Origin of the sequence: Salinilacihabitans rarus, from assembly GCF_024296665.1 — an archaeon.
GTDB lineage: Archaea > Halobacteriota > Halobacteria > Halobacteriales > Natrialbaceae > Salinilacihabitans > Salinilacihabitans rarus.
The window spans coordinates 150,040-176,002 of the sequence record NZ_CP100762.1; the positions used below are offsets into that span (position 1 = coordinate 150,040).

Annotated in this window: 30 protein-coding genes; 17 read left to right on the plus strand and 13 right to left on the minus strand. The window is 70.2% G+C overall.

Annotated features, from left to right (window positions below; all coding sequences use genetic code 11):
• Window positions 1-133: 133 nt before the first annotated feature.
• Both NKG98_RS00755 and NKG98_RS00760 read left to right on the plus strand, forming a co-directional pair.
• Window positions 134-820: a PHP domain-containing protein gene (locus tag NKG98_RS00755; RefSeq protein WP_254767834.1), complete on the plus strand. Its 687-nt coding sequence runs from the start codon at window positions 134-136 to the stop codon at window positions 818-820.
• Window positions 817-1,920 carry an asparagine synthase C-terminal domain-containing protein gene (locus NKG98_RS00760; protein WP_254767835.1) on the plus strand — a complete coding sequence of 368 codons (1,104 nt, stop codon included), beginning with the start codon at window positions 817-819 and terminating at the stop codon, window positions 1,918-1,920. Before NKG98_RS00755 ends, NKG98_RS00760 begins: the two co-directional genes overlap by 4 nt.
• Before the next feature lie 3 nt (window positions 1,921-1,923).
• On the opposite strand, the gene NKG98_RS00765 is transcribed toward NKG98_RS00760, so the two are convergent.
• The 6 genes from NKG98_RS00765 to NKG98_RS00790 all read right to left on the minus strand — a co-directional run bounded on the left by NKG98_RS00765 (window position 1,924) and on the right by NKG98_RS00790 (window position 8,006).
• Window positions 1,924-3,033: an Mrp/NBP35 family ATP-binding protein gene (locus tag NKG98_RS00765; RefSeq protein ID WP_254767836.1), complete on the minus strand. Its 1,110-nt coding sequence runs from the start codon at window positions 3,031-3,033 to the stop codon at window positions 1,924-1,926.
• Between the two features lie 95 nt (window positions 3,034-3,128).
• Window positions 3,129-3,443: a hypothetical protein gene (locus NKG98_RS00770; protein ID WP_254767837.1), complete on the minus strand. Its 315-nt coding sequence runs from the start codon at window positions 3,441-3,443 to the stop codon at window positions 3,129-3,131.
• A complete protein-coding gene (gene nrfD / locus NKG98_RS00775) occupies window positions 3,440-4,798 on the minus strand; it encodes an NrfD/PsrC family molybdoenzyme membrane anchor subunit (RefSeq protein ID WP_254767838.1) in 1,359 nt (452 codons plus the stop codon). The genes NKG98_RS00770 and nrfD overlap by 4 nt, the downstream gene beginning before the upstream one ends.
• Window positions 4,795-6,465, minus strand: coding sequence for a 4Fe-4S ferredoxin N-terminal domain-containing protein (locus NKG98_RS00780; RefSeq protein ID WP_254767839.1), 1,671 nt, complete (start codon window positions 6,463-6,465; stop codon window positions 4,795-4,797). Before NKG98_RS00780 ends, nrfD begins: the two co-directional genes overlap by 4 nt.
• 69 nt (window positions 6,466-6,534) lie before the next feature.
• Window positions 6,535-7,026 (minus strand): halocyanin domain-containing protein, encoded by a 492-nt coding sequence (locus tag NKG98_RS00785; RefSeq protein WP_254767840.1) that lies wholly within the window; start codon window positions 7,024-7,026, stop codon window positions 6,535-6,537.
• A gap of 290 nt (window positions 7,027-7,316) precedes the next feature.
• Window positions 7,317-8,006: a helix-turn-helix domain-containing protein gene (locus tag NKG98_RS00790; protein ID WP_254767841.1), complete on the minus strand. Its 690-nt coding sequence runs from the start codon at window positions 8,004-8,006 to the stop codon at window positions 7,317-7,319.
• Between the two features lie 135 nt (window positions 8,007-8,141).
• Here NKG98_RS00790 and NKG98_RS00795 point away from each other — a divergent pair, with 135 nt between their 5' ends.
• From NKG98_RS00795 to NKG98_RS00850, 12 genes are all read left to right on the plus strand, one after another.
• Window positions 8,142-8,369 carry a DUF2249 domain-containing protein gene (locus NKG98_RS00795; RefSeq protein WP_254767842.1) on the plus strand — a complete coding sequence of 76 codons (228 nt, stop codon included), beginning with the start codon at window positions 8,142-8,144 and terminating at the stop codon, window positions 8,367-8,369.
• Between the two features lie 57 nt (window positions 8,370-8,426).
• Window positions 8,427-8,660 carry a DUF2249 domain-containing protein gene (locus NKG98_RS00800; RefSeq protein WP_254767843.1) on the plus strand — a complete coding sequence of 78 codons (234 nt, stop codon included), beginning with the start codon at window positions 8,427-8,429 and terminating at the stop codon, window positions 8,658-8,660.
• Between the two features lie 78 nt (window positions 8,661-8,738).
• Window positions 8,739-8,999: a DUF2249 domain-containing protein gene (locus NKG98_RS00805; protein WP_254767844.1), complete on the plus strand. Its 261-nt coding sequence runs from the start codon at window positions 8,739-8,741 to the stop codon at window positions 8,997-8,999.
• Between the two features lie 103 nt (window positions 9,000-9,102).
• A complete protein-coding gene (gene cyoE / locus NKG98_RS00810; protein ID WP_254767845.1) occupies window positions 9,103-10,536 on the plus strand; it encodes a heme o synthase in 1,434 nt (477 codons plus the stop codon).
• Window positions 10,537-10,726: 190 nt separating this feature from the next.
• Window positions 10,727-11,818, plus strand: coding sequence for a copper-containing nitrite reductase (gene nirK / locus NKG98_RS00815; RefSeq protein WP_254767846.1), 1,092 nt, complete (start codon window positions 10,727-10,729; stop codon window positions 11,816-11,818).
• Between the two features lie 61 nt (window positions 11,819-11,879).
• A complete protein-coding gene (locus tag NKG98_RS00820) occupies window positions 11,880-12,455 on the plus strand; it encodes a cupredoxin domain-containing protein (RefSeq protein WP_254767847.1) in 576 nt (191 codons plus the stop codon).
• Between the two features lie 186 nt (window positions 12,456-12,641).
• Window positions 12,642-13,394 (plus strand): SCO family protein, encoded by a 753-nt coding sequence (locus NKG98_RS00825; RefSeq protein WP_254767848.1) that lies wholly within the window; start codon window positions 12,642-12,644, stop codon window positions 13,392-13,394.
• Window positions 13,395-13,397: 3 nt separating this feature from the next.
• Window positions 13,398-13,928 carry a TlpA family protein disulfide reductase gene (locus NKG98_RS00830; protein ID WP_254767849.1) on the plus strand — a complete coding sequence of 177 codons (531 nt, stop codon included), beginning with the start codon at window positions 13,398-13,400 and terminating at the stop codon, window positions 13,926-13,928.
• Window positions 13,928-14,587, plus strand: a complete 660-nt coding sequence (locus NKG98_RS00835) for a cytochrome c biogenesis CcdA family protein (protein ID WP_254767850.1) — start codon at window positions 13,928-13,930, stop codon at window positions 14,585-14,587. The genes NKG98_RS00830 and NKG98_RS00835 overlap by 1 nt, the downstream gene beginning before the upstream one ends.
• A 303-nt stretch (window positions 14,588-14,890) precedes the next feature.
• A complete protein-coding gene (locus tag NKG98_RS00840) occupies window positions 14,891-15,433 on the plus strand; it encodes a cupredoxin domain-containing protein (protein WP_254767851.1) in 543 nt (180 codons plus the stop codon).
• Between the two features lie 2 nt (window positions 15,434-15,435).
• A complete protein-coding gene (locus NKG98_RS00845; protein ID WP_254767852.1) occupies window positions 15,436-17,181 on the plus strand; it encodes a cytochrome c oxidase subunit I in 1,746 nt (581 codons plus the stop codon).
• Window positions 17,182-17,303: 122 nt separating this feature from the next.
• A complete protein-coding gene (locus NKG98_RS00850; RefSeq protein WP_254767853.1) occupies window positions 17,304-18,029 on the plus strand; it encodes a hypothetical protein in 726 nt (241 codons plus the stop codon).
• 68 nt (window positions 18,030-18,097) lie between these two features.
• On the opposite strand, the gene NKG98_RS00855 is transcribed toward NKG98_RS00850, so the two are convergent.
• The 4 genes from NKG98_RS00855 to NKG98_RS00865 form a co-directional block, all read right to left on the minus strand.
• Window positions 18,098-20,521 (minus strand): heavy metal translocating P-type ATPase, encoded by a 2,424-nt coding sequence (locus tag NKG98_RS00855; RefSeq protein ID WP_254767854.1) that lies wholly within the window; start codon window positions 20,519-20,521, stop codon window positions 18,098-18,100.
• An 85-nt stretch (window positions 20,522-20,606) separates the two neighbouring features.
• Window positions 20,607-21,047 (minus strand): DUF3054 domain-containing protein, encoded by a 441-nt coding sequence (locus tag NKG98_RS00860; RefSeq protein WP_254767855.1) that lies wholly within the window; start codon window positions 21,045-21,047, stop codon window positions 20,607-20,609.
• A 66-nt stretch (window positions 21,048-21,113) separates the two neighbouring features.
• Entirely contained in the window at window positions 21,114-21,242 is a 129-nt protein-coding gene (locus tag NKG98_RS18965) for a DUF7576 family protein (RefSeq protein WP_256558447.1), read from the minus strand.
• Window positions 21,243-21,330: 88 nt separating this feature from the next.
• Complete coding sequence (locus NKG98_RS00865; RefSeq protein WP_254767856.1) at window positions 21,331-22,320, minus strand: transcription initiation factor IIB; 990 nt, start codon at window positions 22,318-22,320, stop codon at window positions 21,331-21,333.
• A 182-nt stretch (window positions 22,321-22,502) separates the two neighbouring features.
• On the opposite strand from NKG98_RS00865, the gene gatC reads away from it, so the two are divergent.
• Together gatC and gatA are read left to right on the plus strand one after the other, a co-directional pair.
• On the plus strand, window positions 22,503-22,781 hold the full coding sequence (gene gatC / locus NKG98_RS00870; RefSeq protein ID WP_254767857.1) for an Asp-tRNA(Asn)/Glu-tRNA(Gln) amidotransferase subunit GatC: 279 nt from the start codon (window positions 22,503-22,505) through the stop codon (window positions 22,779-22,781).
• A 2-nt stretch (window positions 22,782-22,783) separates the two neighbouring features.
• Window positions 22,784-24,052 (plus strand): Asp-tRNA(Asn)/Glu-tRNA(Gln) amidotransferase subunit GatA, encoded by a 1,269-nt coding sequence (gene gatA, locus NKG98_RS00875; RefSeq protein WP_254767858.1) that lies wholly within the window; start codon window positions 22,784-22,786, stop codon window positions 24,050-24,052.
• 4 nt (window positions 24,053-24,056) lie between these two features.
• On the opposite strand, the gene NKG98_RS00880 is transcribed toward gatA, so the two are convergent.
• From NKG98_RS00880 to NKG98_RS00890, 3 genes are all read right to left on the minus strand, one after another.
• Complete coding sequence (locus NKG98_RS00880; RefSeq protein WP_254767859.1) at window positions 24,057-24,230, minus strand: hypothetical protein; 174 nt, start codon at window positions 24,228-24,230, stop codon at window positions 24,057-24,059.
• 259 nt (window positions 24,231-24,489) lie between these two features.
• Window positions 24,490-24,840: a helix-turn-helix transcriptional regulator gene (locus tag NKG98_RS00885; RefSeq protein WP_254767860.1), complete on the minus strand. Its 351-nt coding sequence runs from the start codon at window positions 24,838-24,840 to the stop codon at window positions 24,490-24,492.
• 75 nt (window positions 24,841-24,915) lie between these two features.
• Window positions 24,916-25,671 carry an NRDE family protein gene (locus NKG98_RS00890; protein WP_254767861.1) on the minus strand — a complete coding sequence of 252 codons (756 nt, stop codon included), beginning with the start codon at window positions 25,669-25,671 and terminating at the stop codon, window positions 24,916-24,918.
• A gap of 109 nt (window positions 25,672-25,780) precedes the next feature.
• On the opposite strand from NKG98_RS00890, the gene NKG98_RS00895 reads away from it, so the two are divergent.
• Entirely contained in the window at window positions 25,781-25,963 is a 183-nt protein-coding gene (locus NKG98_RS00895; RefSeq protein ID WP_254767862.1) for a hypothetical protein, read from the plus strand.

The following is a 25,963-nucleotide window of genomic DNA, read 5'->3' on the forward strand; positions in this document are numbered from 1 at the left end:
GACTTACTTCGACCGTGATTGCGACGCCGTGGCTACCGGTCCGGACGACGCCGGACGTGTCGGGAGAACGTGACAACCTTGCGAGCGCAACGGTATCGAGATACTTTTGACGACCCTCCCGACACGTACGCCCGTGCTGTCGGTCGAACTCCACGTCCACTCGTCGCTGTCGTACGACGGTCGCGACCCCGTCGACCTCATCCTCGAACAGGCCGCCGCCGTCGGCCTCGACGCCGTCGCGATCACCGATCACGACGAGATCGACGCCAGCCTCGAGGCCGTCGACCGCGCTCCGGAGTACGACCTCGTCGCCATCCCGGGGATGGAGATTTCGAGCAAGGCGGGCCACGTCCTCGGACTGGGCGTCGAGGAGGCGGTGCCGCCGGGGTTGTCCTACCGCGAGACGCTCGATCGGATCCGCGAGCAGGGCGGGCTGGCGGTCGTCCCGCACCCGTTCCAGGAGTCGCGCCACGGCGTGATGGCCCGCGTGACGCGCGAGGACCTCGCGGCGGCCGACGCGATCGAGGTCTACAACTCGCGGCTGCTCACCGGCCGGGCGAACCGGCAGGCCGAGCGGTTCGCCCGCGCGCGGAACCTGCCGATGACGGCGGGCAGCGACGCTCACATCAGCGAGATGGTCGGGCAGGCCGTGACCCGCGTCGGCGCGAGCGACCCCGACGTCGACGCCATCCTCGACGCGATCGCCGCCGGCGAGACCACCGTCGAGGGCAAGCGGACGCCGTGGCACATCAGCTTCCGGCAGGCCGCCGGCGGCGCGAAACGCCGCGTGAAGAGCCGCGTCGCGGAGCTGTTCGAATGACCGTCCGCGGCGCCGACCCCGCGACGGTCCGCGCGGCCCTCGACGCCGGCGACCCCCTCCCGGGGACCGCGGGCTTCGCGGGCGACCTCGACGGCCGCCTCGTCCGGGACGTCCTCGGGCGCGTCCCGCTGTACGTCGAGCGCGGGGCCGCCGACCCGGCCAGCGAGGGGGCGTGGGCGTTCCGGCCGACCGACCTCGACGATCCCGCGCTCGTGCCGGGCGGCTCGGTCGTCGACGCCGCGGGGACGCACTCGGTCTGGGAACTCCCCGACCCCGACCCGGACGGCGACCGGGAGCGGGCGCTCGGTCGGGTCGAACGCGCGATCCTCGGGGCCGTCGAACGGGAACGCGAGCGCGCCGACGACCGCGACGTCGCGGTCGCGTTCTCCGGCGGCGTCGACTCGGCGCTGCTCGCCGCCCTGCTGGACGCGCCGGCGTACGTCGTCGGCTTTCCCGACAGCGGGGACGTCGAGGCCGCCCGGGAGAGCGCCGCGGCGATGGGGATCGACCTCTCGGTCGTCGAACTCGACCACGACGACGTCGAGCGCGCCGTCCCGACGGTCGCGCGGGCGATCGGACGGACGAACGCCATGGACGTGGGGATTGCGCTCCCGCTGTACCTCGTCGCAGAGCGGGTCGCCGCCGACGGCTTCGACGCGCTGGCGGTCGGCCAGGGCGCCGACGAACTGTTCGGCGGCTACGAGAAGGTCGTCCACCTCGACCACCGGGTCGAGGCGGAGACGGTCCGCGGCGCCGTCAGGGAGACGATCCTGACGCTCCCCGACCAGCTTCCCCGGGACGTCCTCGCGGTCGAGGCCGCGGGCGTCGACCCGGTCGCGCCCCTCGTCGACGACGGCGTCGTCGACGCGGCGCTGCGCCTGCCGGCGAGTCTGCTGGCCGACGAGTCGGAGCGAAAGAAGGCGCTGCGCGCTGTCGCGTCCGACTACCTGCCGTCGTCGGTCGCGCGACGGCCGAAGAAGGCGGTCCAGTACGGCAGCCTCGTCGCGCGGGAACTCGACCGGCTCGCACGCCGGGCGGGGTACAAGCGCCGGATGGACGACCACGTCACCCGGTACGTCGAGTCGCTGCTAGAGGGCTGAGCCTCAGTCCTCGGTCTCGGTCGGGATGCTCTCGTCGACCTCCTCTTCCTCGTCGTCGGGGACTTCCACGTTCTCGGAGACGATCCGGTGGTTGACCGCGGCGATGCGGTCGGCGGTTTCCTCGACGAGGTCCGTCATGGCCTCCCGAACCGGGCTCTCGTCGTCCTTGACGACCACGCCGTCGCTGCCGTCGGCGCCGAAGTCCGGGTGGACCGGGATCCGCCGCAGCAGCGAGACGTCGTAGTTGTCGACGATGGTGTCCGCCCCCTCGCGGCCGAACACGTCGTGTTCGTCGCCGCAGCTGGGGCAGACGAACGAACTCATGTTCTCGACGATGCCGAGGACGGGCGTGTCGTGCTTCTGGAACATCCGCAGCCCCTTGCGGGTGTCGTCGAGCGCCATGTCCTGGGGCGTCGTGACGATCACCGCGCCGGTGACCGGCATCGACTGCAGGAGGTTCAGCGTCGCGTCGCCGGTCCCCGGCGGCAGGTCGACGATGAGGTAGTCGAGCCGCCCCCACTCGACGCCCTCCAGGAACTTCATCATGAACTTGTTGACCATGGGCCCGCGAAGGATGGCGGGGTCGTCCTCGTTCTCCAGCATGAACCCCATGCTCATGACGCGGACGCCGTCCGAGCGCGGCGGGACGATTTCCTCGTTGGGCGTCACGCCCGGTTCGCCCTCGACCGGCAGCAGCCGCGGGACGTTCGGGCCGTGGATGTCGGCGTCGAGGATGCCGACCATGGCACCCCGGGCCTCGAGGCCGGCCGCGAGGTTGGCCGCGACGGTGGTCTTGCCGACGCCGCCCTTGCCGGAGGCGACGGCGATCACGTTGCGCACCCGCGGGAGGACGTCGACGTCGATGCCGTGTTCCTCGCCGATCTGTGCGCGCAGGTCCGGCTCGAAGCCGGCCTCCGAGACGGCGTCGCGGATCCGGTTGCCGAGTTCCATCTCTGCCGGGGCGTACGGCGCGTTGAACGCCAGCGAGATGGTCGCGGTGTCGCCGTCTACCGAGACGTCGTTGACGAGGCCCAGCGAGACGATGTCCTCGCCGAGCAGCGGGTCCTCGATCTCTGCGAGCGTCTGCCGGAGTTCGCGTTCAGTGGTACTCATAGGCGGTCTTCTAGCTGAAGAAGGGAGCCGACTCTGATACGTGTGATGGTTCGGGCTCGCGCCCGTCGGACGGCTGAGGAAGGTGATCGCGGTCGTTACGGGCCGGGTGCGCCGATCGGTTCGGGCAACCCGCCGTAGAAGACGACCCCGATGATCATCGTCAGGATCAGCATCCCGACCCACATCGACGTCGTCAGCCCGACGAGGTAGGTGACCCCGAGCAGTCCGGACTTCGTGTCGCGGGGTTTGCCGGTGAACCACGCGATCAACATGATGTAGATCGGCACCAGGACGACCGCGAAGATGATCCAGGTACCCTCGTTGGCGAAGCCCGTGAAGCCGTCGGTGCCGTCGTAGCCGTGGTAGAGCAGCTTCGACGGCGCGGTCGCGAGCAGTCCGGTCAGGCTCATGCTTTCACCTCCGTCTCGGCGGGTTCACCGCCGTGTTCGTGCTCGCCGCGCATGTGTTCGACCGCGTGGAGTTCGACGACCGGAACCATCTTCGACAGGCTGAGGAACAGCAACACCACCATGCCGATCGTTCCGGCCAGCGACAGCCACTCGATCGCACTCGGGAAGTACGCCCCGGGCGTGGCCGCGTAGATGTCGAAGTGCGGGTCCATGAACCCTTCCACGACGAACAGCAGCTTCTCGAGGAAGGTCGCGGTGAGGACGACGACGCCGGCGAGGATGGCGCGGGCCCGGCTGAACAGCGCGGGACGGATGCCCTGCAGGAAGATGAACGTGAGCGTCCCGAGCACCATCAGCATCGAGAGGATGTAGATCGGGTGTCCGAGCTTGTGCTCGGTGGCCCGGGCCGAATCGAGCGGCCCGAGGAACGAGCCGTTGATGAGCTGCTGGAGCTGGAACCACAGGAACAGCAGGCAGAAGAACCCGAGCCACAGGAGCAGCCCGCGGAAGATGTCGTCGGTGAAGATGTGATCCCAGTCGTACGCGCGCCGGAAGGCGGCCGCGATGAGGATCACGCCGCTGATCGCCGACGTCAGCGCGATCGAGAGGAACTGCGGCCCCTGAATCGCGCCGGTCCAGGCGGGCATCGCCGGCAGCAGCGCGAACAGCCACGGGATCACGCCGCCGTGGAGCAGCAGCGGGGCCATGATGATGACCGCCGCGGCGAGCCACCAGACCATGCGCTCGACGACCTCGTCTTCCTCCTCGGTGTAGCCGATCGTCAGCAGCTTGTAGATCGGTTCGAACCGGTCGGGGAGGTCGTCGCGCAGGCGGCTGACGTCGTAGCGCAGCGTCAGACCGAGGTACGTCGCGGTCATCACGAAGTAGGCCGTGATGACGGTCACGTCCCACACCAGCGGCGAGTTGTTGACCGTGATGTGGTAGTGGCCGATGACGCTCGTGACCATCCGGTCGGGCCGACCCATGTGGACGAGGATGTAGAACCCGGCCGCGGAGAGGCCGGCGATGGTCAGCATCTCGGCGAGCCGGGCGACCGGCATGTACCGGTCCATGCCCAGCAGGCGGACCGCGGCGGAGAGGATGATCCCGCCGTGGGCGATGCCGACCCACCAGATGAACGCGCCGATGTACAGCCCCCAGGTCGAGCCGCCGCCGGAGCCCCAGTCGCCGAGACCGGTGACGATCAGCCCCTGCTGGAGCTGGTAGGCCCAGGCGACGAGGAAGGCGACGAGGGCAAGCGTCGAGATCCCGTAGAGGGCGACGTACGTCTTCGTGAAGGTGTTGATCGGCCGGAGGATGTCCTCCTCCGTCGGCAGCCTGGTCTCGGTGCTCATAGCGAGACCCCCGCGTCACCGACGGTTCCGTTGTCGAGGACCTCCTCCTTGCGGTTGTCCCCGAGGCCGATGCGCTCGTACTGGGTGGGCCCTTCGACCTGCTCGGCCTCCGGCCCGGGCTCCTGTCCGAGGTACGTGACGTTCGGGTGGGTGCCGACGTCCTCGAGCAGCTTGAACTTCGAGCTGGGGTTGCCGGCGAACTGGCGCAGACGGGCGTTGGCGTCGTCCTCGCTACCGTCGCCGAGCCCCAGTTCGAGGAGGGCGTCCTCGCTTTCGAGGTCGACGTACTGTTCGAGCGCGTCGACGGAGGCGAGGACCGTCTGCTCTTTCTCGAGGACGCTGTTGTTCTCCCCCTCGCCGGGTTCGAGGCGCTCGCTGACGATCCCGACCGCCTTCATGACGCCGACGAGTTCGCGGTCGAGCCCGTCGATCGCCTCGATCGCGGCGTCGAGGTCGTCGCCCTGGCCGAGGTTCTCGTCGATCGTCTCCGGCGAGGGCACGTCGTTGTGGATGTCGATGACCGTCCGGCTCTTGGTCGGGTGCTCGCGGTGCTGGTAGGGGTCGCTCCGCTCGTCTTTGACGTTGCCGAACTGGATCGCGTTGGGCGGGCAGGCCGTCTCGCAGGCGGTCGTCCCGACCATCTCCTCGCCGCGGGAGCCGTCCTGGTGGGACGGGCACATCGTACACTTGCTCATCACGCCGCGGGGCGCGCGGCTGTCGACCCAGCGCTCCTCGCCGTGTTCGTACTCGGAGTGGGTGACGTCCCGCGGCTCCTCGGCGTTCTGCTGCCCCTCGTGGAGCTGTTCGTACGGCGTGTCGGGCTCGTCCCACTGGAAGTAGTTGACGCCGTACGGACAGGCCACCTGACAGTACCGGCAGCCGATGCAGACGTCGTAGTCGGTCAGGACGAGGCCGTCCGAGTCCCGCGTGTGGCGGGCGGTCGTCGGGCAGACCTTCTCACAGGGGGCGTCCGTGCAGTGCTGGCACGGGCGGACGAGCATGTTGTAGTCGCTCGTCCCGCCGATCACGTCGGGTGCCGGGGACGGCGAGGAGGTGAGCTCGTCCTCGAAGGCCATCACGTACATCCAGTTGACGCCCTGATCGAGCTGGTTCTCCTGGCTACAGGCGACCATACAGGAGAGACAGCCGTCACAGCGCTCGAGGTCGATCGTCATCCCCCACTGGACGTCGGAGTCCATCTGGGCCTCCGTATTCGACTCCGACTCGGCCGCGGCGAGGGCTCCCTCGGGCTTACCGTCGTCGACGGTGCCCCACGCACCGAGGCCGACCGCGGCGGCGCCGACGCCCATCTTCTTCATCACTTCGCGGCGGCTCTCGTCGTCCTCGCCGTCGAGCCTCGCGAGGGCGTCCGTGAGCCGGTCGCGGCCCTCGTCGACGCGCTCTTCGAGTTCCTCGAAGGCCTCGGCGGTCGGTCGGTCGTCGACGCCGAACTCGTCGAGGACCGACTCGTGGTACTTCGCGTGGAACTCCGCCTCGGAGAGCTCGCCTTTGGTGACCCGCATGGCGTCGCGGGCCATGTCGATCCCGAGATCCGTGTCGTACTCGGTGTCGTCGAGCATCTCCTCGAGTTCCGACTCCCACTCGGCGCCGAGGGGGTGGAACGATTCGTCTTCGTCGTCCGGGAATGTCGTATCGTCAGCACTCATTGAGTGTGATCACCTCCGGAACGGTGGTGACCGGGTCGGTCCGCGAGCGGAGCCCGGCGTCGGTCGTCCTCATTCGACGACCACGGCGCCTTTCATCCCCACGCTCTGGTGGGGCTCGCACACGTAGAGGAACTCGCCGGCCTCCTCGAACGTGTGTTCGAACGTGAACCCTTCCTCGGCGGTCTGCTCGGACTCGAACGCGCCGTCCTGGTCGACGACGTTGTGCTCGCCGCCCGTGCCGGTCCACTCCCAGACGACGGTCGTGCCGGTGTCGACCCGGATCGCCGGGGGTGCGAACGTCAGGCCGCTGCCGCCGGCACCGACGTCGACGGTGACCTCGCTCTCGCCCGTGTGGTCCTCGACGCCCTCGTAGTTGGGGACGTTGTCGAAGTGGCCGCCGAAGTCTTCGGCGCCGTCGTCGCCGTCCTCACCGTCGCCGCCGTCGCCGCCGTCGCCGCCGTCGCCGCCGTCGTCGCTGCTGCAACCAGCGACGAGGGTCAGTGACAGTGCAGCGCCCGATGCCTTCAGGAACGTCCGTCGATCACGGTTGAATGCCGTCATGGTATGGACTCTACACCCGGCTTTTGAATAGGTTGCGATTGAAGGCTCGTGACGATTCCCAGATGGTGGTAACCTAGCCGAATACGTTCGAACGTATATACGCGATCGAACTCCCGTCGGCGGCTGCGACTGTCGGTTCGGGTTGCAAAACGGGAGTCGACGACGGCCGAGTGGCCCAGTCGCGGCAGTTTGCCGTCAGTTTCGGCCCGTCGGGTGGTGTACGCGCGGTGATACGTCGCCGGCTGGAGCCGTCGACGCGCCGGAAGTTTCGGGGAGCGGACGTCACGGGCTCACTCGCTCGTCGCGGGCTCGTTCGCGAGTCCATCTTCGAGCGCGTCGGGCTCGTCGGCGGTCGGGAGTTCGCGGACGAACCGCTTGATGATGGCTTCCTCGGCGCGGTGGAGCGTCTCGCTGCACGTCGACTTGGCGATGCCGAGGCGGCCGGCCAGTTCGGTCAGCGAGCAACACCGCGGGGTGTCGTAGTACCCCTCCTCGACCGCCGCCATCACGACCTCGCGCTGGCGCTCGGAGAGCAACTGGCTGTCGTGGACCCGCTCGCGGACGTGCTCGATCCGGTACTGGAGGCCGAACCGTTCGAGTTGGCCGGCGAGTTCCGAGAGCCGCTCGCGCGAGCCGGTCACCTCGACGATGGCCTCGCCGTCCTGGATCTCGACGGGGAGTTCGATCGGCATCCCCGAGTCGCGCGAGGAGAACATGAGCAGCGGTGCGGTCGTCTCGAAGTGGATCGTCGCCTCGTTTTCGCTCCACTGCGCGAGGGTGAGTTCGGTGATCTGTGGGTGCTCGTCCATGTCCTCGAGGACGCTTGGCACGTCGGGGCCGGCGATCCGGACGAGCGCGAAGCCCGACTCGGAGCCCGGAACCGCCGCCAGCACCCGGAGCGTCGCCTCCGGGTGTGCCGTCGACACCTGTTGCACCCACACCTCTTCCGGCATCGTCACCGCGAGTGTAGCCTGGGCCATACGAACACGTTCCCGATAAGGGTACATACGCCCACCTCCGAATATGTTCGGGTTCCCGTCCGCGGCCCGCGCGACGACGTCACCCGAACATATTCGTCTTAATAGCCAACCGCGGCCGCGTCGAACGCTCGCACGATGGCAACCGACTCCGCCGAACGACTGCTCGACGTCCGAGAGATAGACGGCCCGCCGTTCGACGACATCGTGGCCGCGCTGGACGACCTCGGCGCCGACGAGCGCCTCCGCCTCGTCGCGCCCTTCGAGCCAGCCCCGCTCTACGAGGTCCTCGAGGAGCGTGGCTTCGACTACGAGAGCGAGCGGCGCTCGGGGGACCTCTGGCACGTCCTCGTCCGGGAGGCCTGAGTTGCCGAACGTGTTCGGACGAACGCCGATGGTCGCGGGGGGTCGACGTTCGTCCGCATGACGCGACTCGACGTCAGGGACGTTCCGCCGGTGAACAGACACCCCCGGATCCACGACGCGTTCGACGAACTCGACCCGGGCGAGACGCTCACCATCGTCAACGACCACGAGCCCAAGCCGCTGTTCTACGAGTTCCAGGCCGAGGTGGAGAGCTTCGACGCCGACGGCTACGAGGTCGAGCGGGTCGCCGACGACGAGTTCGTCGCCCGGTTCCCCAAACGCGAGGACTGACCACGCGCGGCGACGGCCGCGACGATGGCGAACACGTTCGGGAGTACGGATAGGGGGCGGCGGGGACGACCCTCCTCCATGGAACAGGCCGCCGTCGTCGACGCGACAGGGGCACCGTCGGGCCGGCCGCGGGAGTCGATCGACGTCCGCTCTTGCGGGCCGCCGGAGCCGCTCAGGCGGACCCTCGAACTGCTCGCCGACCTCCCGGACGAGACGGTCCTCGTCCAGCGCAACGACCGCGTCCCGCAGTTTCTCTTCCCGAAACTCGACGACCGCGGGTACGCCTACGAGACGGTCGAACGCGACGACGACGTCGTGACCGTCATCTGGCGCGAGTGAGCTCCCGACGCGACGGACCGGCCGACGGACCGACGACGAACCGGTCGCCCGCGGGGCCCTCGCGGGCTCGATTCCCGCGACGAACCACCGACGTTACCGACCGATGATCGACGCACTCGACCGACGGCGGTTCGCCGACCTGCTCGCGGCGACGACGATCGCCGCGTACGTCCTCGTCGCGTTCGGCACCGCCGTCTCGACGACCGACGGCGCGACCGCCTGCACGACCTGGCCGACCTGCTCGACGGCGCCGGCGCTCGGCCCGGCCGCCGGCGACTCGCTCCTCTTCTGGGGCCACCGCGCGGCGGCGCTCGTGGCCGGCCTCCTGCTCGCGGCCGCCGCCCTCGCGGTTCGCCGCGTCGCCGTCGGCCGCCGCGTCGCCGTCCTCGTCGGCTGTGCGGCCGCCCTCTACCCGGTTCAGGTCGTCCTCGGCGCCGCGCTCGTCGTCGGCGGCCCCGGCGCGGCCTCCGGCCTCCACCTCGCGCTCGCGACGGGCATCTTCGCCTGCCTGCTCGCCGCGCTCGTGTGGACCCTCGAGGACGCCGTCGATGCCGACGTCGCGGAACCGGCACGTTCGGCGATCGCCGACCCGGAGGCCGTCGAACCGGCGCCGAGTGCGTCCGCGGTCGGGACCGACCGCCCGGACGGCCGACTCGCCCGCCTGCGCCGACTGGCCGGCGGCTACCTGACGCTCACCAAACCGCGGTTGATGTGGCTGCTCTGTCTCGTCGCGGTCGCGGGGATGGGGCTGGCGACGCTGACCGGCGAACCCCTGGAGGCGTCGACCGCGGTCGCGACGCTCGCCGGCGGCGTCCTCGCGATCGGCGCGAGCGGCACCTTCAACCACGTCTACGAGCGCGACCGCGACCGGCGGATGAACCGCACGGCCGACCGGCCGCTGGTCCACGACCTCGTGCCGGCCCGGAACGCCCTGGCGTTCGGCCTCGCGCTCGCGGCCGCGTCCGCGGTCGTCCTCTGGACGTGGGTGAACGCGCTGGCGGCCGCGCTCACCCTCGTCGCCGTCGCCTACTACGCCGTCGTCTACACGGTGGTGTTGAAGCCGCACACGGCCTGGAACACGGTCCTCGGCGGCGGCGCGGGGGCGCTCCCCGCGATCATCGGCTGGGCGGCCGTCACCGGGGACGTCGGCCTCCCCGCGGTCGCCCTCGCGGCGGTGATCTTCCTGTGGACGCCCGCGCACTTCTACAGCCTCGCGATCGCCTACCGCGAGGACTACGCGCGCGGGGGGTTCCCGATGTTCCCCGTCGTCGAGGGGACCCTCGCCGCGCGGCGCCACGTCGCCTTCTACCTCGGCGCGACCCTCCTGGCCGCGAGCCTGCTGGGCTGGCTGGCCGGCCTCGGCTGGCTGTACGCGACGACGTCGGTCGCCCTCGGCGCCGTCTTCCTCCGGTCGGTGGTCCGCCAGTACCGCGTCCGGACCGACGAGGTCGCGCTGCGCTCGTTCTACGTCTCGAACTACTACCTCGGGGCGATCCTGCTGGCCATCGTCGTCGAAACGCTGGTCGTCGCCGCGTGACGTCCTCGACCCTCCCGATCGAACCGCTCCGCGTCGCGGGGCCGCGGGGAGCGTGACTTAAAAGACCGCCGTATCACGGGGGTCGCTTATGAGTTAAACTATGGTTCGAACACGTACGTAGGGGTTTCCGATCGTCGGGAATCGTCGGTACTGTTGAACGTATGTCCATACCTAGACGGAGGAGAGGACCATGACCCAGTATCGATCCAACCGACGGCGATTCGTGCAAGCGATGGGGGCGGCCGGCGCAGTCGCGGTCGCCGGCTGCCTCGGCGGCGATGAAACGGACGACGCCGACCAGGGCGCCGACGACGAGTCCGAAGACGACGGGCTGCCGGCGGCCGAGGACGTCGATGTCGACCGCATCGCCCGCGACCCGACCGACATCCCCGACCCCGTCGACTGGGACGAGCCCCGCGAACACGACATCACGATCCGGACTCAGGACGTGACCGCCGAGATCGAACCCGGCGTCACGTTCGACTACATGACCTTCGAGGGGCAGGTCCCCGGTCCGATGGTCCGCGTCCGCCAGGGCGACCGGGTCAACCTCCGGTTCGAGGTGCCGGAGGACTCGAACATGAACATCCACAACATGGACTTCCACGCGGTCTACGGTCCGGGCGGCGGCGCCGACGCCACGACCATCGGCCCGGGCGACAACGCCGCGGAGATCGCCTTCACCGCCGAGTACGCGGGGGCGTTCATCTACCACTGCGCGGTCCCGAACATGGACCAGCACATCAGCGCCGGCATGTTCGGTTCGATCCTCGTCGAACCCGAGGACGGCCTCCCCGAGGTCGACCACGAGTACTACCTCGGCCAGCACGAGATCTACACCGACGGGCAGGTCGGTCAGGAGGGTCACCACACCTTCGACTTCGACGCCATGGCGATGGAGCACCCGACCTACGTGGTGTTCAACGGTCAGGCCTACGGGTTCACCGAGGACGGCGTCGGTCCGATGAAAGCCGAGGTCGGCGACACGGCCCGGGTCTACTTCGCCAACGGCGGCCCGAACCTGCTGAGTTCGCTGCACCCGATCGGGAACGTCTGGAGCAACTACTACCGCGACGGCGACCTGCTCACCGAACCCGACCGGAACATCGAGACGGCGCCGGTCGCGCCCGGCACGACCACCGTCGGGGAGATGGAGTTCCCCGTCCCCGGCCCGGTCAAGATCGTCGACCACGCGCTCAGCCGCGTCGTCCGCAAGGGCGCGCTGGCCGTCGTCGACGTCGAGGGCGAGGAGAACCCCGAGGTCTACGAGGAGGACCCCTGATCCGATCGGGCCGCCTCGCCCGCCCGCCTGCCTCGCCCGTCGATCGCACACCCGAACCACCATGACACCCACGTCACGTCGTAGCGTCCTCCGGTCGTCCGGTTGCGCGGCCGTCGTCGCCCTCGCCGGCTGTCTCGGCGACCTCGCCGACCGCGCGAGCGGCGAGGCCGACGGGACCGGCGAGATGGGCTCGCCCACCGAGCGGATCACCGTCACGGCGACCTCGCAGCCGTACCCGGAGTTCGACCCGCAGGTCGTCCACCTCGCCGTCGGCGGGACCGTCGAGTGGCTCGTCGAGACGGGCCGTCACGACGTCACCGCCTACCACGGGGACGTCCACGGCCCCCACCGGTCGCCCGCGGGCGTCGAACCCTGGGGGAGCGGCCGTCTCACGGGCGTCGGCTCGTCCTACGAGCACGCGTTCGACCGGGAGGGCGTCTACGACTACGTCGACACCCAGCAGGTCTGTACCTCCCACGAGATCGCCGGGAACATCGGCCGGATCGTCGTCGGCTGGCCCGACCCCGACGAGGAGCCGGGAATGACCGACCCCCAGCCCGAACTGCCGTCGCAGGCCGCTCGGGCGATCGAGACGTTCAACGAGGAGACCCGCCCCGTCCTCGAAGCGGGGCCGTAGCGGTCGGCCCTCCCGCCATCGATGGAACGGGCATGGGTCGTTTTCGCGTCGGCGGCCGATCCCGTCGACCGGGCCGACTGTCGCTGATTCGAACATCAACGACGACCCGAACGCATTCGGCGCGTTCCCGGTCGTCGGGAATCCTGACGGCGTTTTAGCGGTCGGAATGCCGAGAAAGAGACGACCATGACCCACACACCATCCGGCCCCGACAGGCGAACGGTCCTGCGCGCGGCGGGCGCGGCCGCGATCGGGGCGTCCCTCGCTGGCTGTTCACAGGCCAACGTGTTCGGGTCGGAGGACGACGGCGTCGTCCTGCCGCCGCCGGAGAACTACGAGAAGGTCGCCGACGTGGACCTCCCACACCCCGCCTACGGCGAGTCGCTGCCGGAGGCGACGGTCCCGGCGCCGCTGCACGACCGGACGGTCACGACGACGGAGTTCGTCGGCGAGCGCCACGCGATGTTCACGTTCATCTTCACCAGTTGTACGACCGTCTGCCCGGGGCTGACCGCGACCCTGCGACGCGTCCAGGCCGACGCGACCGAGGAGGGCTACGCCGACGAGGTCGCGTTCCTCCCGGTCACGTTCGACCCCGAGTACGACACGGCCGCGGTCCTCGAGGAGTACGGCGAGGACCACGGCGTCGACTTCGAGGCGGGCAACTGGTACTTCCTGCGCCCGGAGACCCCCGCGGACGCCCGCGACGTCGTCGAGGACACGTTCGGCGTCGCCTTCGAGCGGGCCGACGACGCGGACGACGAGATGGACGACGGCGAGATGGACCACGACGAGATGGGCCACGACCGCCACTTCGTCCACTCGTCGCTGATCCTGCTGGTCAACGAGGACGGCCTCGTCGAGCGGGCCTACACCGGCGGTCCACCGGGCGCGAACACCGTGATCGAGGACGCCCGCGCCGTCGTCGAGGGGTGGTAAACGATGCGCCGTCGCGAGGTCGTCGCGGGCGCCGCCGCCCTCGCGGTCCTCGGCGGCGGCGCGGCCGCGGTCGGCGAGTGGGACCTCCTCGACGGCGACGCGGTCGTCGACCCGGTCGAACTGGAGACGATCGACGCCCCCGGCAGCGAGGCCGGCACCGCGACGGTGCCCGAGCGCGGCCGGGTGACGTTCGTCGAACTGTTCGCCACGTGGTGTTCAGTCTGCGAGGCGATGATGGGCCCCCTCTCCCGGGTCCACGCCGACGTCGGTGACGACGTGCAGTTCGTCTCCGTGACCAACGAACCGATCGGCAACACCGTCACCCGCGCGGACGTCGCCGACTGGTGGCGCGAGCACGGCGGGAACTGGCCCGTCGCGCTCGACGCCGACCTCGAACTGAGCGAGGCACTCGACGCCTCGGGGGTCCCCTACGCGTTCGTCCTCGACGAGTCGAACGCCGTGACGTGGTCCGGACGCGGCGAGAAGTCGGCCGACGAGATCCGCACGGCCCTCGACGCGGCCGGTGGTGGCTGATGGCCGGCGGCGACCTCCTCGGGGCGATGCTGTTCGCCCTCGGCACGGGCGTCGCGACGTTCTTCTCCCCGTGTGCGTACGCGCTGTTGCCCGGCTACGTCGGCTACTACGTCGCCGCGACCGGCGAGGAGACGCCGCCGCTGTCCGGCACGCTGGCGCGCGGCCTCGCGGCGGCGGGCGGCGCGATGGCCGTCCTCGGCGCGCTGTCGCTCGCCTCGATCGTCGCCGGCGAGGCGCTCGGTCGGGCGCTGCCGTACATCGAGTACGGCGTCGGCGTCGCGCTGATCGCCCTCGGGGCGTGGGTGCTGTACGGCGGGAGCGGCGCCGTCCACGTCCTCCTGCCCGAGCGCCGGTCGACCGTCGCCGGCTTCGGCGTCTTCGGCGCGATGTACGCCCTCGCCGCCACGGGCTGTGTCCTCCCGCTGTTTCTGGCGCTGGCGTTCCGGTCGATGACGATGCCGCCGGTCGAGGCGGCGCTCGTCCTCGGCACGTACGCCGTCGGCTTCGGCGCGCTCACCGTCGCGATCACGGTGGCGACGGCGTTCGGCTACGCCCTCGGCGCCGGCCGCGTCGCCGGCTACGTCGACCGGGTGATCCGCATCGCCGGGGCCGTCCTCGTGGCCGCCGGCGTCGGCCAGCTGTACGTCGCCGTCCCCTGACGCGGCTCGTCCCTTCTCCGCCCTGCGGGCCGCTCCCCTCCCCGTCCCGGACCCTCCCGACGCCCCGCGATCCTCCGGCGCGCGCCGGGGGAATATGTGCGGGACAATGAATAGGGGGGTAACGCGACGACTGCCGGCCGAACGGAGTCATGACTACGTCACATTCGAGCGAATCGGCACCGATGATGCAACGGCTGTACGACCGCATCTGGTTGCTCGCGGCGGCAGCGCTGACGTTCTTCCTGCTCTCGTACGTCGTGTGGGGCTGGATGGACGTCTTCTCGATTCCAGCGGGGTGAACGGATGACGTCACCGATCAAACCCCCGAGCGGAAACTGGTGGAACCAGCCGGTCAACCGTCGCGAGTCGATCTGGCTCGGCCTCGGCGTCGGGTGGTCGCTGATCCTCTTTGGCTGGATGAGCGCGTGGACGCGCATCGGCGATCAGAACCCGATCGGCGAGACGTTCCGCGTCGACGCCGACGAGTACCGCGAGAAGATGGACGCCTACAAGGAGGCGGCGACCGAAACCGACGACGGTCTCGTCCCGGACGGGACCGACGTCTACATCGCCGCCATGCGCTTCCAGTGGGACGGCGCGCCGGTCGTCCTCGAAGCCGGAACCGAGTACGACATCCACCTCAGTTCCCTCGACGTCCAGCACGGCTTCTCGGTGCGGCCGGAGGAGACGCTGAGCAAACAGATCAACCTGCAGGTCCTGCCGGGCTACGAGTGGGTCGTCCCGATGACCTTCGACGAACCCGGGACGTACCACATCATCTGTAACGAGTTCTGCGGCGAGGGCCACCGCACGATGCACGGCACGTTCGTCGTGACGGAGGGATGACGATGGCACACAGATTCGACGTTCTCGGCCTGTTCGACAACGAGTACCGCGACGACGGCTACCGGACCTGCTCGGTGACGGGTCTGGAGGTCCACCGCTCCGTCGAGAACCACGTCAAACTGTTCGGCCTCACGGCGGTCGTCGCGTTGCTGTTCGGCGGCGTCTTCGCGCTCACCGTCGCGACGACTCGCTGGGAGCTGATCGGCCTCCTCGAACCCGGCGACTTCTACACGCACCTGAGCATGCACGCCTGGAACCTGCTTATCTTCTGGATGGTGTTCATGGAGGTCGCCATCCTCTACGTCGGCGGGCCGATGGTGCTCGGCCGGCGCCTGCCGCTGACGGCGGTGGCGAAAGCCGGGTGGGTGACGATGGTCGCGGGCGCGGTCTCGATCAACTACGCCATCTGGACGACCTCGGGGGTCAACGAGGCGCCGCTTCTGACCTCGTACGTCCCGTTGCCGTCCGAACCGCTGTTCTACGCGGGCGCGGTCGTCTTCATCCTCGGCACCGTCGTCGCCGCCCTGCCCTTCTTCGTCGCGATGTGGCGCGAGAAACGCGAGAATCCCGGCGAGACGCTCCCGCTCGTCAGCTTCGGCGCCTTCGTCACCTCGATCATCGCCGTCGAGGCGCTGCTGGGCGGTCTCGCCGCGTTCGTCCCGACGCTGCTGTGGCGCATCGAGTACATCGCGTGGTGGGACGCCGCCTGGTACCGCCAGATGTACTGGATCATCGGCCACGGCTCCCAGCAGATCAACCTCGTCGCGATGATCACGGTCTGGTACTTCCTGACCCACGTCGTCGCCGGCGCCGAGGTCGTAAGCGAGAAGGTCTCGCGGACGGCCTTCATCCTCTATCTCTTCTTCATCAACCTCGGGGCGGCCCACCACCTGCTCTCGGACCCGGCCGTCTCGACCGGCTGGCGCATCTGGAACACCTCCTACGCGTTCTACGGCGCGACGTTCGCGAGCCTCATCCACGCGTTCGCCATCCCCGCCGGCCTCGAAGCCGGCCGCCGCAAGCGCGGGAAGGGCCGCGGGCTGTTCGGCTGGCTGACGTCGGCACCGTGGAAGAACCCGGTGTTCTCCGCGACGATCTTCTCGATCATCCTGTTCGGCTTCCTCGGCGGCACCACGGGCGTGATGATGGGCCAGCTCCAGCTCAACATGACCTGGCACAACACGTTCGCGACGGTGGGCCACTTCCACGGGACGGTCGTCCTCGGGACGACGGTCGCGTTCATGGGGCTGGTCTTCTTCGTGATCCGGACGATGTTCATGCGCCAGTACGTCTCCGAGCGGCTGGCGTCGGTCCAGCCGTTCTTCTACTCGGCCGCGATGGGCGTCGCGGTGCTGATGATGATGTACGTCGGCATCCTCTACGGCGTCCCCCGGCGGACGGCCGAGGTCGTCGAGAACATCCCCGGCACCGAGTTCAGCCTCGCGGCCGCCTCGCCGCTGTTCGCCATCTTCGGCGTCTTCGCGCTGCTGGCGATCACCGGCGGGATCCTCTTCGGGGTCGTCGCGGTCGGCTCGCTCCTGTTTGGCGACCGCGTCGAGGGGCGCGAGGACAACGCGGATCTGGTCGCCGACGGCGGGCTGGCGATGGCGGATGACCCCGACGACCCGGTCCACGCCTACGAGATGCGCGGGACGTTCGTCCTCTGTCTGGTCTTCCTCGCCGCGTTCGCGACCACGTACGCGCTGAACTGGTACCTGCTGACCCAGCTCTGGTCGATCGGCGCCTGACCGCCGACTCCCGGCACCGACCGCCCCTGCGGGCGAACCGACGCTTCCCGTCAACGCACGACCGCACGACTCGCGCACGAACGCGAATCCGAATCCGAATACGAATCCGAATACGAATACGAATGGCTTCCCACTCCGACGCAGACGCGACCGCATCGCCCCTCGAGTTCGTCAGGCGGGTCATCGGCCGGGCCTGGCGGGACCTCCTGAGCGTCTTCTACACGAACACGCCGATCTGGCGGCTGCTCAAGAGCGTCGGGTTGCTCTTTTTCGGCTTCTTTTGCTGGTCGGCGAGCAACCTGCTTTTCTCCTACGGCGTCGACTGGACGATCCTCCAGTACGTCCGCGCCTACGGGTTCGTCCTCATCTTCTGGGGGCCGCTGACCCACGCCGTGATCGTCCCGTACGTGATCCGCCTCCGCCGGAACGCCCGGCGACCGCTCGCCCGGACGCTCGCCCGGCAGGGTTCGAAGCTCACCATCGCGGTCTTCCTCGTGCTCGTGCTGGTGCTCGGGACGTATCCGATCGGAGCGATGACCCTCGACTTCGGCTCGTCGCTGCAAGGCGGCGACGGCGGGTCGGACGTCGACCCCGACCTGCTGTGTACGCAGACGGACGGAACCGTCGACTGTCGACTCTCGGAGTCGGACGGGATCGACCACGTCGTCGTGCTCAGCGGCGACCGCGAGGTCGACCGCGCCGACGAACCCCCGTTCGAGGTCGCGTTCCACGAGGACGACCTCGAGGAGGTGGTCGGCCAGAAGGAGTTCGTCGTCGAGTTGCGAGACGAGGACGGCGACACCCTGCGGCGCTACCGTCGGTCGGTGGCGACGATCCCGGAGGGGTAGCCGACCCGTTCAGTTCTCGCCGCCCTCGCCCGTCGAGCGGAGCGACGGGCCCCGAAGTAACACTTCGATCACTCGTCGAGCACCGACCGCGAGGAGTTGGCGACGACGAGCACGCTGCTGGTCGCCATCGCGACCGCGGCGAAAAGCGGGTTGATCGCGCCGGCCGCCGCGAGCGGGATCGCGACGGCGTTGTACAGCAGCGCCCAGCCGACGTTCTCGCGGATGCGACGGCGCGTGGCGGTCGCGAGGTCGAACACCGACCGGACGTCCCGGAGGTCGCTCGACGCGACGACCGCGTCGGCGGCGTCGGTCGCGCGGGCCGTCCCGCTGCCGAGCGCGATTCCCACGTCGGCCGCGGCCAGCGCCGGGGCGTCGTTCGTCCCGTCGCCGACCATCGCCGTCACGCCCTCGCGGGAGAGCCGACGGACGGTCTCGACTTTCCCGTCCGGCGGGACGCCCGCGAACACCCGGTCGACCGCGGGGTGCTCGCGGACGGTCGCCGTCGCGGCCTCGTCGTCGCCGGTCAGCACCACCACCTCGCGGTCGGCGACCGCGTCGAGGACGTCCCGCCACTCCGCCCGCGTCCGGTCGCCGACGACGGCGACGGCCCGCGCCCGCCCGCCGTAGCCGACCACGGCGGGGAGGCGGCCCCGCTCGCGGGCGTCCGCGACGGCCGCCGCGAGGGCTTCGGGCAGCGGGCCGACCAGCCGTTCGACGAGCGCGGGCGTGCCGACGACGACGCGCTCGCCGTCGACCGTCGCGCTCACGCCCTCGCCGGGGTGGCGCTCGAAGTCGGTCGCCTCGGGGCCGGACCCCGTCTCGCCGTCGCCGCCCGCTTCGAGGCGGCCGCCGTCGGCCGCGACGCTCCCGTCGACCCCCTCGCGCTCGCCCGTCGCGGACGCCACGATGGCGTCGGCGACGGGGTGTTCGGAGAGTCGCTCGACGGCCGCGGCGCGCTCGACCGCGCCCTCGTCCCCGCGGACGTCGAGGACGGTCATCTCGCCGGCGGTGAGCGTGCCGGTCTTGTCGAAGACGACCGTCTCGACGGCCGGGGCCGCCTCGAACAGGGTGGCGTTCGCGACGACGATCCCGCGTCGCAGGGCGTCGCGCAGGCCGGAGGCGACCGCCAGCGGCGTCGCAAGCCCCATCGCGCACGGGCAGGAGACGACGAGCACCGTCAGCCCGGTCAGCGCGGCGTCGGCGACCGGGGTCCCCGTCGCCAGCCGCCAGCCGGTGACGGCGACGGCGACCGTCAGCACGAGCGGGACGAAGATCGTCGCCAGCCGGTCCGCGAGGCGCTGGACGCCCGGAGTGGCACTCTGGATCTCCCACATGAGCGAGGCGATCCGGTCGAGCGTGCTCTCGGCGTCCTCGCTCACTTCGACGACGAGCGCGCCGTCGGTCGCGACCGCGCCGCCGACGACCCGGTCGCCCGGCCGCTTCGTCACGGGCAGGGACTCGCCGGTGAGCACCGACTCGTCGACGGCCGCCGTCCCGTCGAGGACCGTGCCGTCGACGGGGACCCGCTCGCCGGGTCTGACGAGCACCTCGTCGCCCGGCGCGAGCCGATCGATCGGGACCGTCTCGGTCCCGTCGGCCGTCCGGCGGGTCGCCTCCCGGACCCGCGCGGCGGTCACGTCCGCGAGCAAATCGGTCGCCCGGCGCTTGATCCGGCGCTCGTAATAGGTGCCGAGGGAGACGACCACGATCACGGCGACGGTGACGTCGTAGTAGAGGTGCGTGCTCCCGGTCGCGAGCGCGACGGTGCTGTAGGCGTACGCCGAGACGGCCGCGATGGCGATCAGCAGGTCCATGTTCGGCTGGCCGACCCGCAGGCTGACGTACGCCCCCCGCAGGACGGGGTAGCCGGTGTAGAGGAGGACGCCGCCGGCCAGCAGGCCGATCATCGCCAGCGGGAGGTAGACGCCGACCGGCGTCGTCGCGTCGACGTCGAGGATGCCCGTCTCGATGCCGACGTAGCTCGGGTAGAGGTAGAACAGGTACCACGGCATGACGAGCATCGCGAGGAAGCCCCCGACGAGCAGCCGCTGGACCAGTTCTTCGTCGGCGCGGGGGTCGCGCCCCTCGCCGTCGCGGAACCGCGCCCCGTAGCCGTAGCCCGACACCGCCTCGGGGAGGTCCGTTTCGTCCAGCCGGTCGGGGTCGTAGACGACGCGGGCGGTGTCGGTGGCGTAGCTCGCTTCGACCGCCAGAACCCCGTCCTCGCGCTCGCCGAGCAGGGAGACGAATCCCTCGCAGGTCGCACAGTGCATCCCGTCGACCGCGAGGAACGCCTCCGCGGCGCCGTCGGGGACCTCCCGCGTGCCCCCCTCGGCCGCCCGTTCGACGACGTCGTCGGCCCGGACGTCGTCGACCGCGTCGAGGGTCGCGCTCACCTCGAGACAGCCCCGACAGCAGAAGGTCCCGTCGACGCCCTCCGCGGTCACCGGCTGCTCGGGCGTCGGGAGGTCACAGAGCGAGCAGGAACTCATCCCACGGCCGAGGTTCGGCCACGGGGCGGGTAGCCGTGGCGCCGAACACCTTCGGGGCGGGCCCGCGGCCGTCGGTGCGGGGCGGTCACCGCCGGCGGCGTCGGCGGAGTCCGACGGTCACGGCCAGCCGCCACGGGAGGACGAACCCGAGGCCGAAGACGGCGTTGACGAGCAGGAACTCGGGGGGTGCCCCGCCGGGGAACAGCGACGAGGCGCGGATGGCCCCGCCGACGACCGAGGCGGCGATCCACGCGAGGCCGACGACGGCGACCGTCCGCCGGGCCGACGCGAACGCCCGGTCGCCGTACGCGCCGACGAGCGGAGCGACGAGCGCCCACGCGATCACGAACGGCGTCGCCGTCCGGAGGGTGTGTGCCGGGAACGCCCACGGCTCGATGGCGTGCGTGTAGAGGCCGTACCCGATAAACGCCGTGACGACGAGCGCGTCGGCGACGAGGAGGGCGAGGACGGACGGTTCGCGGACGACGCGGCCGACCGACTCCGGGCGCGAGCGGGATTCGAACATGGCTCTCGGGGCTCGGGCGAACGCACGCGTGCCGGTCACGCGGCTCCTCTCCCGAACACGTTCGCATCAGGTCCAGACCTGGAGGCAGTCGGCCGAGCAGAAGTGCAGGCTCACGCGCTCGTCGGCCGTATCGCGGACGTAGGTGGTCAGCGTGTACGCGATCTCGGCCTCGGCGCCGCAGTTGTCACAGCGCATACCGCCGTCGGCGACGGAGAGCCCCTTGAGTATGACGTCGTTAGCGTCGCGAGCCGCGACGTGGAGCCGGGTAATACGGGATTGAGTCTCAGGCCGCGGCGCCGCGCTCGGCGTCGAGCAGTTCGTGGTAGCGGTTGCGGATGGTGACTTCGGAGATGTTGGCGACGTCGCTGACGTCGTTCTGGGTGACCTTCTCGTTGGTCAGCAAGGCGGCGGCGTAGACGGCCGCGGCCGCCAGCCCCACCGGCGACTTCCCCGAGTGGACGCCTTTCTCCTTGGCGGTCCGGAGGAGGTCCCGCGCCCGGCGCTCGGTCTCCTCGGAGAGGTCGAGCCCCGAGGCGAAGCGGGGGACGTAGCTCTCGGGGTCGGCGGGCTGGACTTCCAGACCTAGCTCTCGTACCACGTACCGGTAGGTGCGCGCGATTTCGTCCTTCTCGACGCGGCTGACGGCGGCGATTTCGTCGAGGCTGCGGGGGGTGCCGGCCTGGCGGGCGGCGGCGTAGAGCGCGGCCGTGGCGACGCCCTCGATCGACCGGCCGGGCAGGAGGTCCTCGTTGAGCGCCCGGCGGTAGATGACGCTGGCGGTCTCGCGGACGTTCTCGGGGAGGCCGAGCGCGGAGGCCATGCGGTCGATCTCGCCGAGCGCCTGTTTGAGGTTGCGCTCCTTGCTGTCGCGGGTGCGGAAGCGCTCGTTCCAGGTGCGAAGCCGCTGCATCTTCTGGCGCTGGCGCGAGCTGAGCGCCTTCCCGTAGGCGTCTTTGTCCTGCCAGCCGATGTTCGTCGACAGCCCTTGGTCGTGCATCATGTTGGTGGTCGGGGCGCCGACGCGGCTCTTCTCGTCTTTCTCGCTGGCGTCGAACGCGCGCCACTCCGGCCCGCGGTCGATCTCGCCTTCCTCGACGACGAGACCACACTCCTCGCAGACGGTCTCGGCGTGCTCGGCGTCCGACACCAGCCGGCCGCCACACTCCGGACAGCGCTCTCGCTCGCGTTCTTGCTCGTCTCGTTCGCTCGCGGCTTCGTCCGCGTCGGTTCGGCGTCGCTGTTCGCCTCGCGTTCGGATCGGGGAATCTGTCATCGTGCTGTGGGCGGGGATGCGGCTCTGGGAAAACGCTCCGGGCGTGAAAGTACGGACGGGCGAAGTCGTCTTAAAACCTGTGCCTGACCCGTTATAAGACGGTCGTGTTGTCGGCGTCCGGGGGTCGAGCGTGGGTATCGGGTATCGAAACCCTTACTCCCTGCAGGCCGGTCCGTTCGGGTATGAGCGACGACGTCGTCAGTCCCGAGGACGTCCGCCACGTGGCGGCGCTGGCGCGAGTCGATCTCGACGACGAGGAGATCGACCGCTTCACCGGCCAGTTCGCGGACATCCTCGAGTACTTCGAGACGCTCGACGAGGTGCCGGCGGTCGACCGCGAGGCCGACCTCGCGAACGTGATGCGCCCCGACGAGGAGCGGGCGCGTCTCGACGCCGAGGAGGCGCTCCGGAACGCCCCCGAGACCGAGGACGGCTACTTCAAAGGTCCCAACGTCTCCTGACCATGTCGGGGAACGTCTTCATCACCGAGGAGAGGATCGAGGGCGCCGACGACGGCCCCCTCGCCGGGCGGACCGTCGCCGTCAAGGACAACATCTCGACGGCGGGCGTCAGGACGACCTGTGGCTCCGCGATGCTCGAGGAGTACGTGCCGCCGTACGACGCGACGGTCGTCTCCCGGCTGAAGGAGGCCGGCGCGACGATCGTCGGCAAGGCCAACATGGACGAGTTCGGGATGGGGACGACCAACGAGACCTCCCACTTCGGCCCCGTCGACAACCCGGCCGCGCCGGGTCGCGTTCCGGGCGGCTCCTCCGGTGGCTCCGCCGCGGCGGTCGCCGCCGGCGAGGCCGACCTCGCGCTCGGCTCCGATACGGGCGGCTCGATCCGCTGTCCCGCCGCGTTCTGCGGCGTCGTCGGCATCAAACCCACCTACGGGCTGGTCTCCCGGTACGGCCTCGTCGCGTACGCCAACAGCCTCGAACAGATCGGCCCGCTCGCCCCCTCGGTCGAGGAGGCCGCCGAACTGCTCGACGCCATCGCCGGCAGCGACGAGCGAGACGCCACCACGCGCGCGGCGGGCGAGGACTCGAACTACGCCGCCGCGGCCGACGGCGACGTCGACGGCCTGCGGGTCGGCGTCCCCACCGAACTGCTCGACGGCGCCGACGAGGGCGTCGTCGAGACGTTCTGGGACGCCATCGCCGACCTCGAAGACCGGGGTGCCGAGTACCACGAGGTGAGCCTCCCCTCCGTCGAACACGCCGTCGAGGCCTACTACGTGATCGCCATGTCGGAGGCCTCCTCGAACCTCGCGCGGTTCGACGGCGTCCGCTACGGCCGCTCGGGTGGCTACGAGGGCAACTGGAACGAGGCGTTCGCCCGCGCCCGCGAGGAGGGCTTCGGCGACGAGGTCAAGCGGCGCATCCTCCTCGGAACGTACGCCCTCTCGGCGGGCTACCACGACAAGTACTACAAGAAAGCACAGGACGCCCGCGCGTGGGTCAAACAGGACTTCGACGAGGCGCTCGCCGAGGCCGACGTGCTCGCCTCTCCCACGATGCCCGTCCCGCCGTTCGAACTCGGCGAGAGCCTCGACGACCCGCTGCAGATGTACCTCGCCGACGCCAACACCGTGCCGGTGAACCTCGCGGACCTCCCCGCCATCTCCGTACCGGCCGGCGAGACCGACGGTCTCCCGGTCGGCCTGCAACTCGTCGGTCCCGCCTTCGACGAGGAAGAGATTATTCGGGCGGGCAGCGCGCTCGCCTGATCGGTCAGGCCTTCGCGCCCGCGACGCCCCCGCCGACGGCGGCGCCGCACTCGGCGCAGGCGACCACGTAGAACCGCTTCGACGCCGCGAAGAGCCCTCCGGCCGCGGCGTCCATCTCGACGAATTCGACGTCCGATTCGTCCACGAGGTCCGACTCGCACTCGGGGCAGTGAACCATGCCGGGCGATCGGTCCCCCGGCGTATATGTCTTGAGGCCCTGACATCCTCCCCGATCGAAGTTACGAGAGCAAGTACGACGGTTGCCCGGCTCCCGGCCCCGTCTTCGGCCGATGAGCGACACAGCATCGCCGCTCGATGGCGCGACGGCCGCCGCCTTCGCCGCGCCGGCGGGCACGGAGGAGGTCGAGTTCACCGAACCGAGGCGTGCCGTCTCGGAGGCCGGACGTCGAGGTCCTCGGCACCGAAGCGAACGCGGCCTACTCCTGGTAGGCCAGGTTCATGATCCACTGCGAGAAGGCGTCGCTGTTGGGGTCGACCTCCTCCTCGCCGATAAACGGCGAGAGCATGTCGCCGGCCATGAGCAGCGTGAAGTCGAGGTCGCGGGCGGTCGGCGTGATGTAGTAGGTGTTGTGGCCCGCGTAGACCGTCTCCTCGCGGTCGACCAGCCCCTGCTCGACGAGCGACTCGACGATGCGACTCCCCTTGCGCGAGGAGACGTCGAGTTCCTTCCAGAAGTCGCTCTGGTGGATGCCGCCCGTCTCGCGTACGAGTTCGAGGCCGGCGCGCTCGTCCTCCGTGAGGTCCGCCTCGGCCGCGGTCGCGCTCACGAGTACCACCTCGGGGCCGTGCTCGACGCTGCTGAGAGGGGTCCGTCCATGTCACACAGACGGAGCGCGAACCGCTTAAATGTGGCTTTCGAGGTCGACGGGGTCGTACGGCGTGTGACACGGCGGCCCGTCGGCGAAGGCGTACCCGACCTCGTCGCCGAGTTCGATCAGCGACGACGAACGCGTCCCGAAGCCGTCGCCGTGGACGCAGACGCCGTAGTCGTGGTCGCCGAGTGCCTCCCCCGCGCGGTCGAGCCACGCGCTCGCGTCCTCGTCGCGGTCGGGTTCGAGGTCCCGCCGGAGGCAACCGGCGTTCTCCCGCTGGCGCTCGCCGAACGCCTCGCGGGCCGCGGGAACCGCGAAGCGCGACCCGCTCTCGGCGGCGACGCCGACGTTGACGACGACGTGGACGCCGGGGTCGAAGGCGGTCCGTTCGAGGCCGCCGTCCCACGCGAGGTGGACCGCGTCGTCGGCGTCGGCGACGACGAGGTTGAAGCCGTCGTACTCGCGCTCGGCCGTCTCGCGTTCGACGAGCGCGGCGGCCTCGCGCGCCGACTCACACGCGAGGACGTCGGCGACGAGCAGGCCCCGCGAGCGTTCGCCCGCGAGGTCGGCGTCGAGCCAGCGGTTGGTGATCCCGGCGAAGACGCCGTGTTCGTTGACGCCGATCCACGTCCCCCCGACCTCCCCGTCGCGGGGCGCGACCGTCAGCGGCTCCTCGCGGTAGATTCCCGGCGGCTCGGAGGGGCGTCCGAGCGCCTCGTCCCGGTTCGCGGCGACGGCCACCGGCGCCTCCTCGAAGACCCGCCAGGCGAGCGTGAGCGTGCACACGGCTCGACGGAGGGGTGCCAGGGGCTTGGGCGTAACGCCCTCCGCCGCTCGGGCGCGGCCCGCCCGCGACCGGGACAGCGCTTTATCCGGGGGCCGCCTACGAGCGTCGATGACCGACGAGTTGACCTGTCCGGGCTGTGGTAACACCGCGGAGTCGAAAGCGCACCTGGAGGAGGCCCACGAGGTGGCGGAACTGGAATTCGACGGCGAGGAGATCGCCCTCTACGGGAACCGGAACCTGTTCCTCTGCCGAAGCTGCAAGCGGCCGCTGGGGGTCGGCGAACGGAAGTAG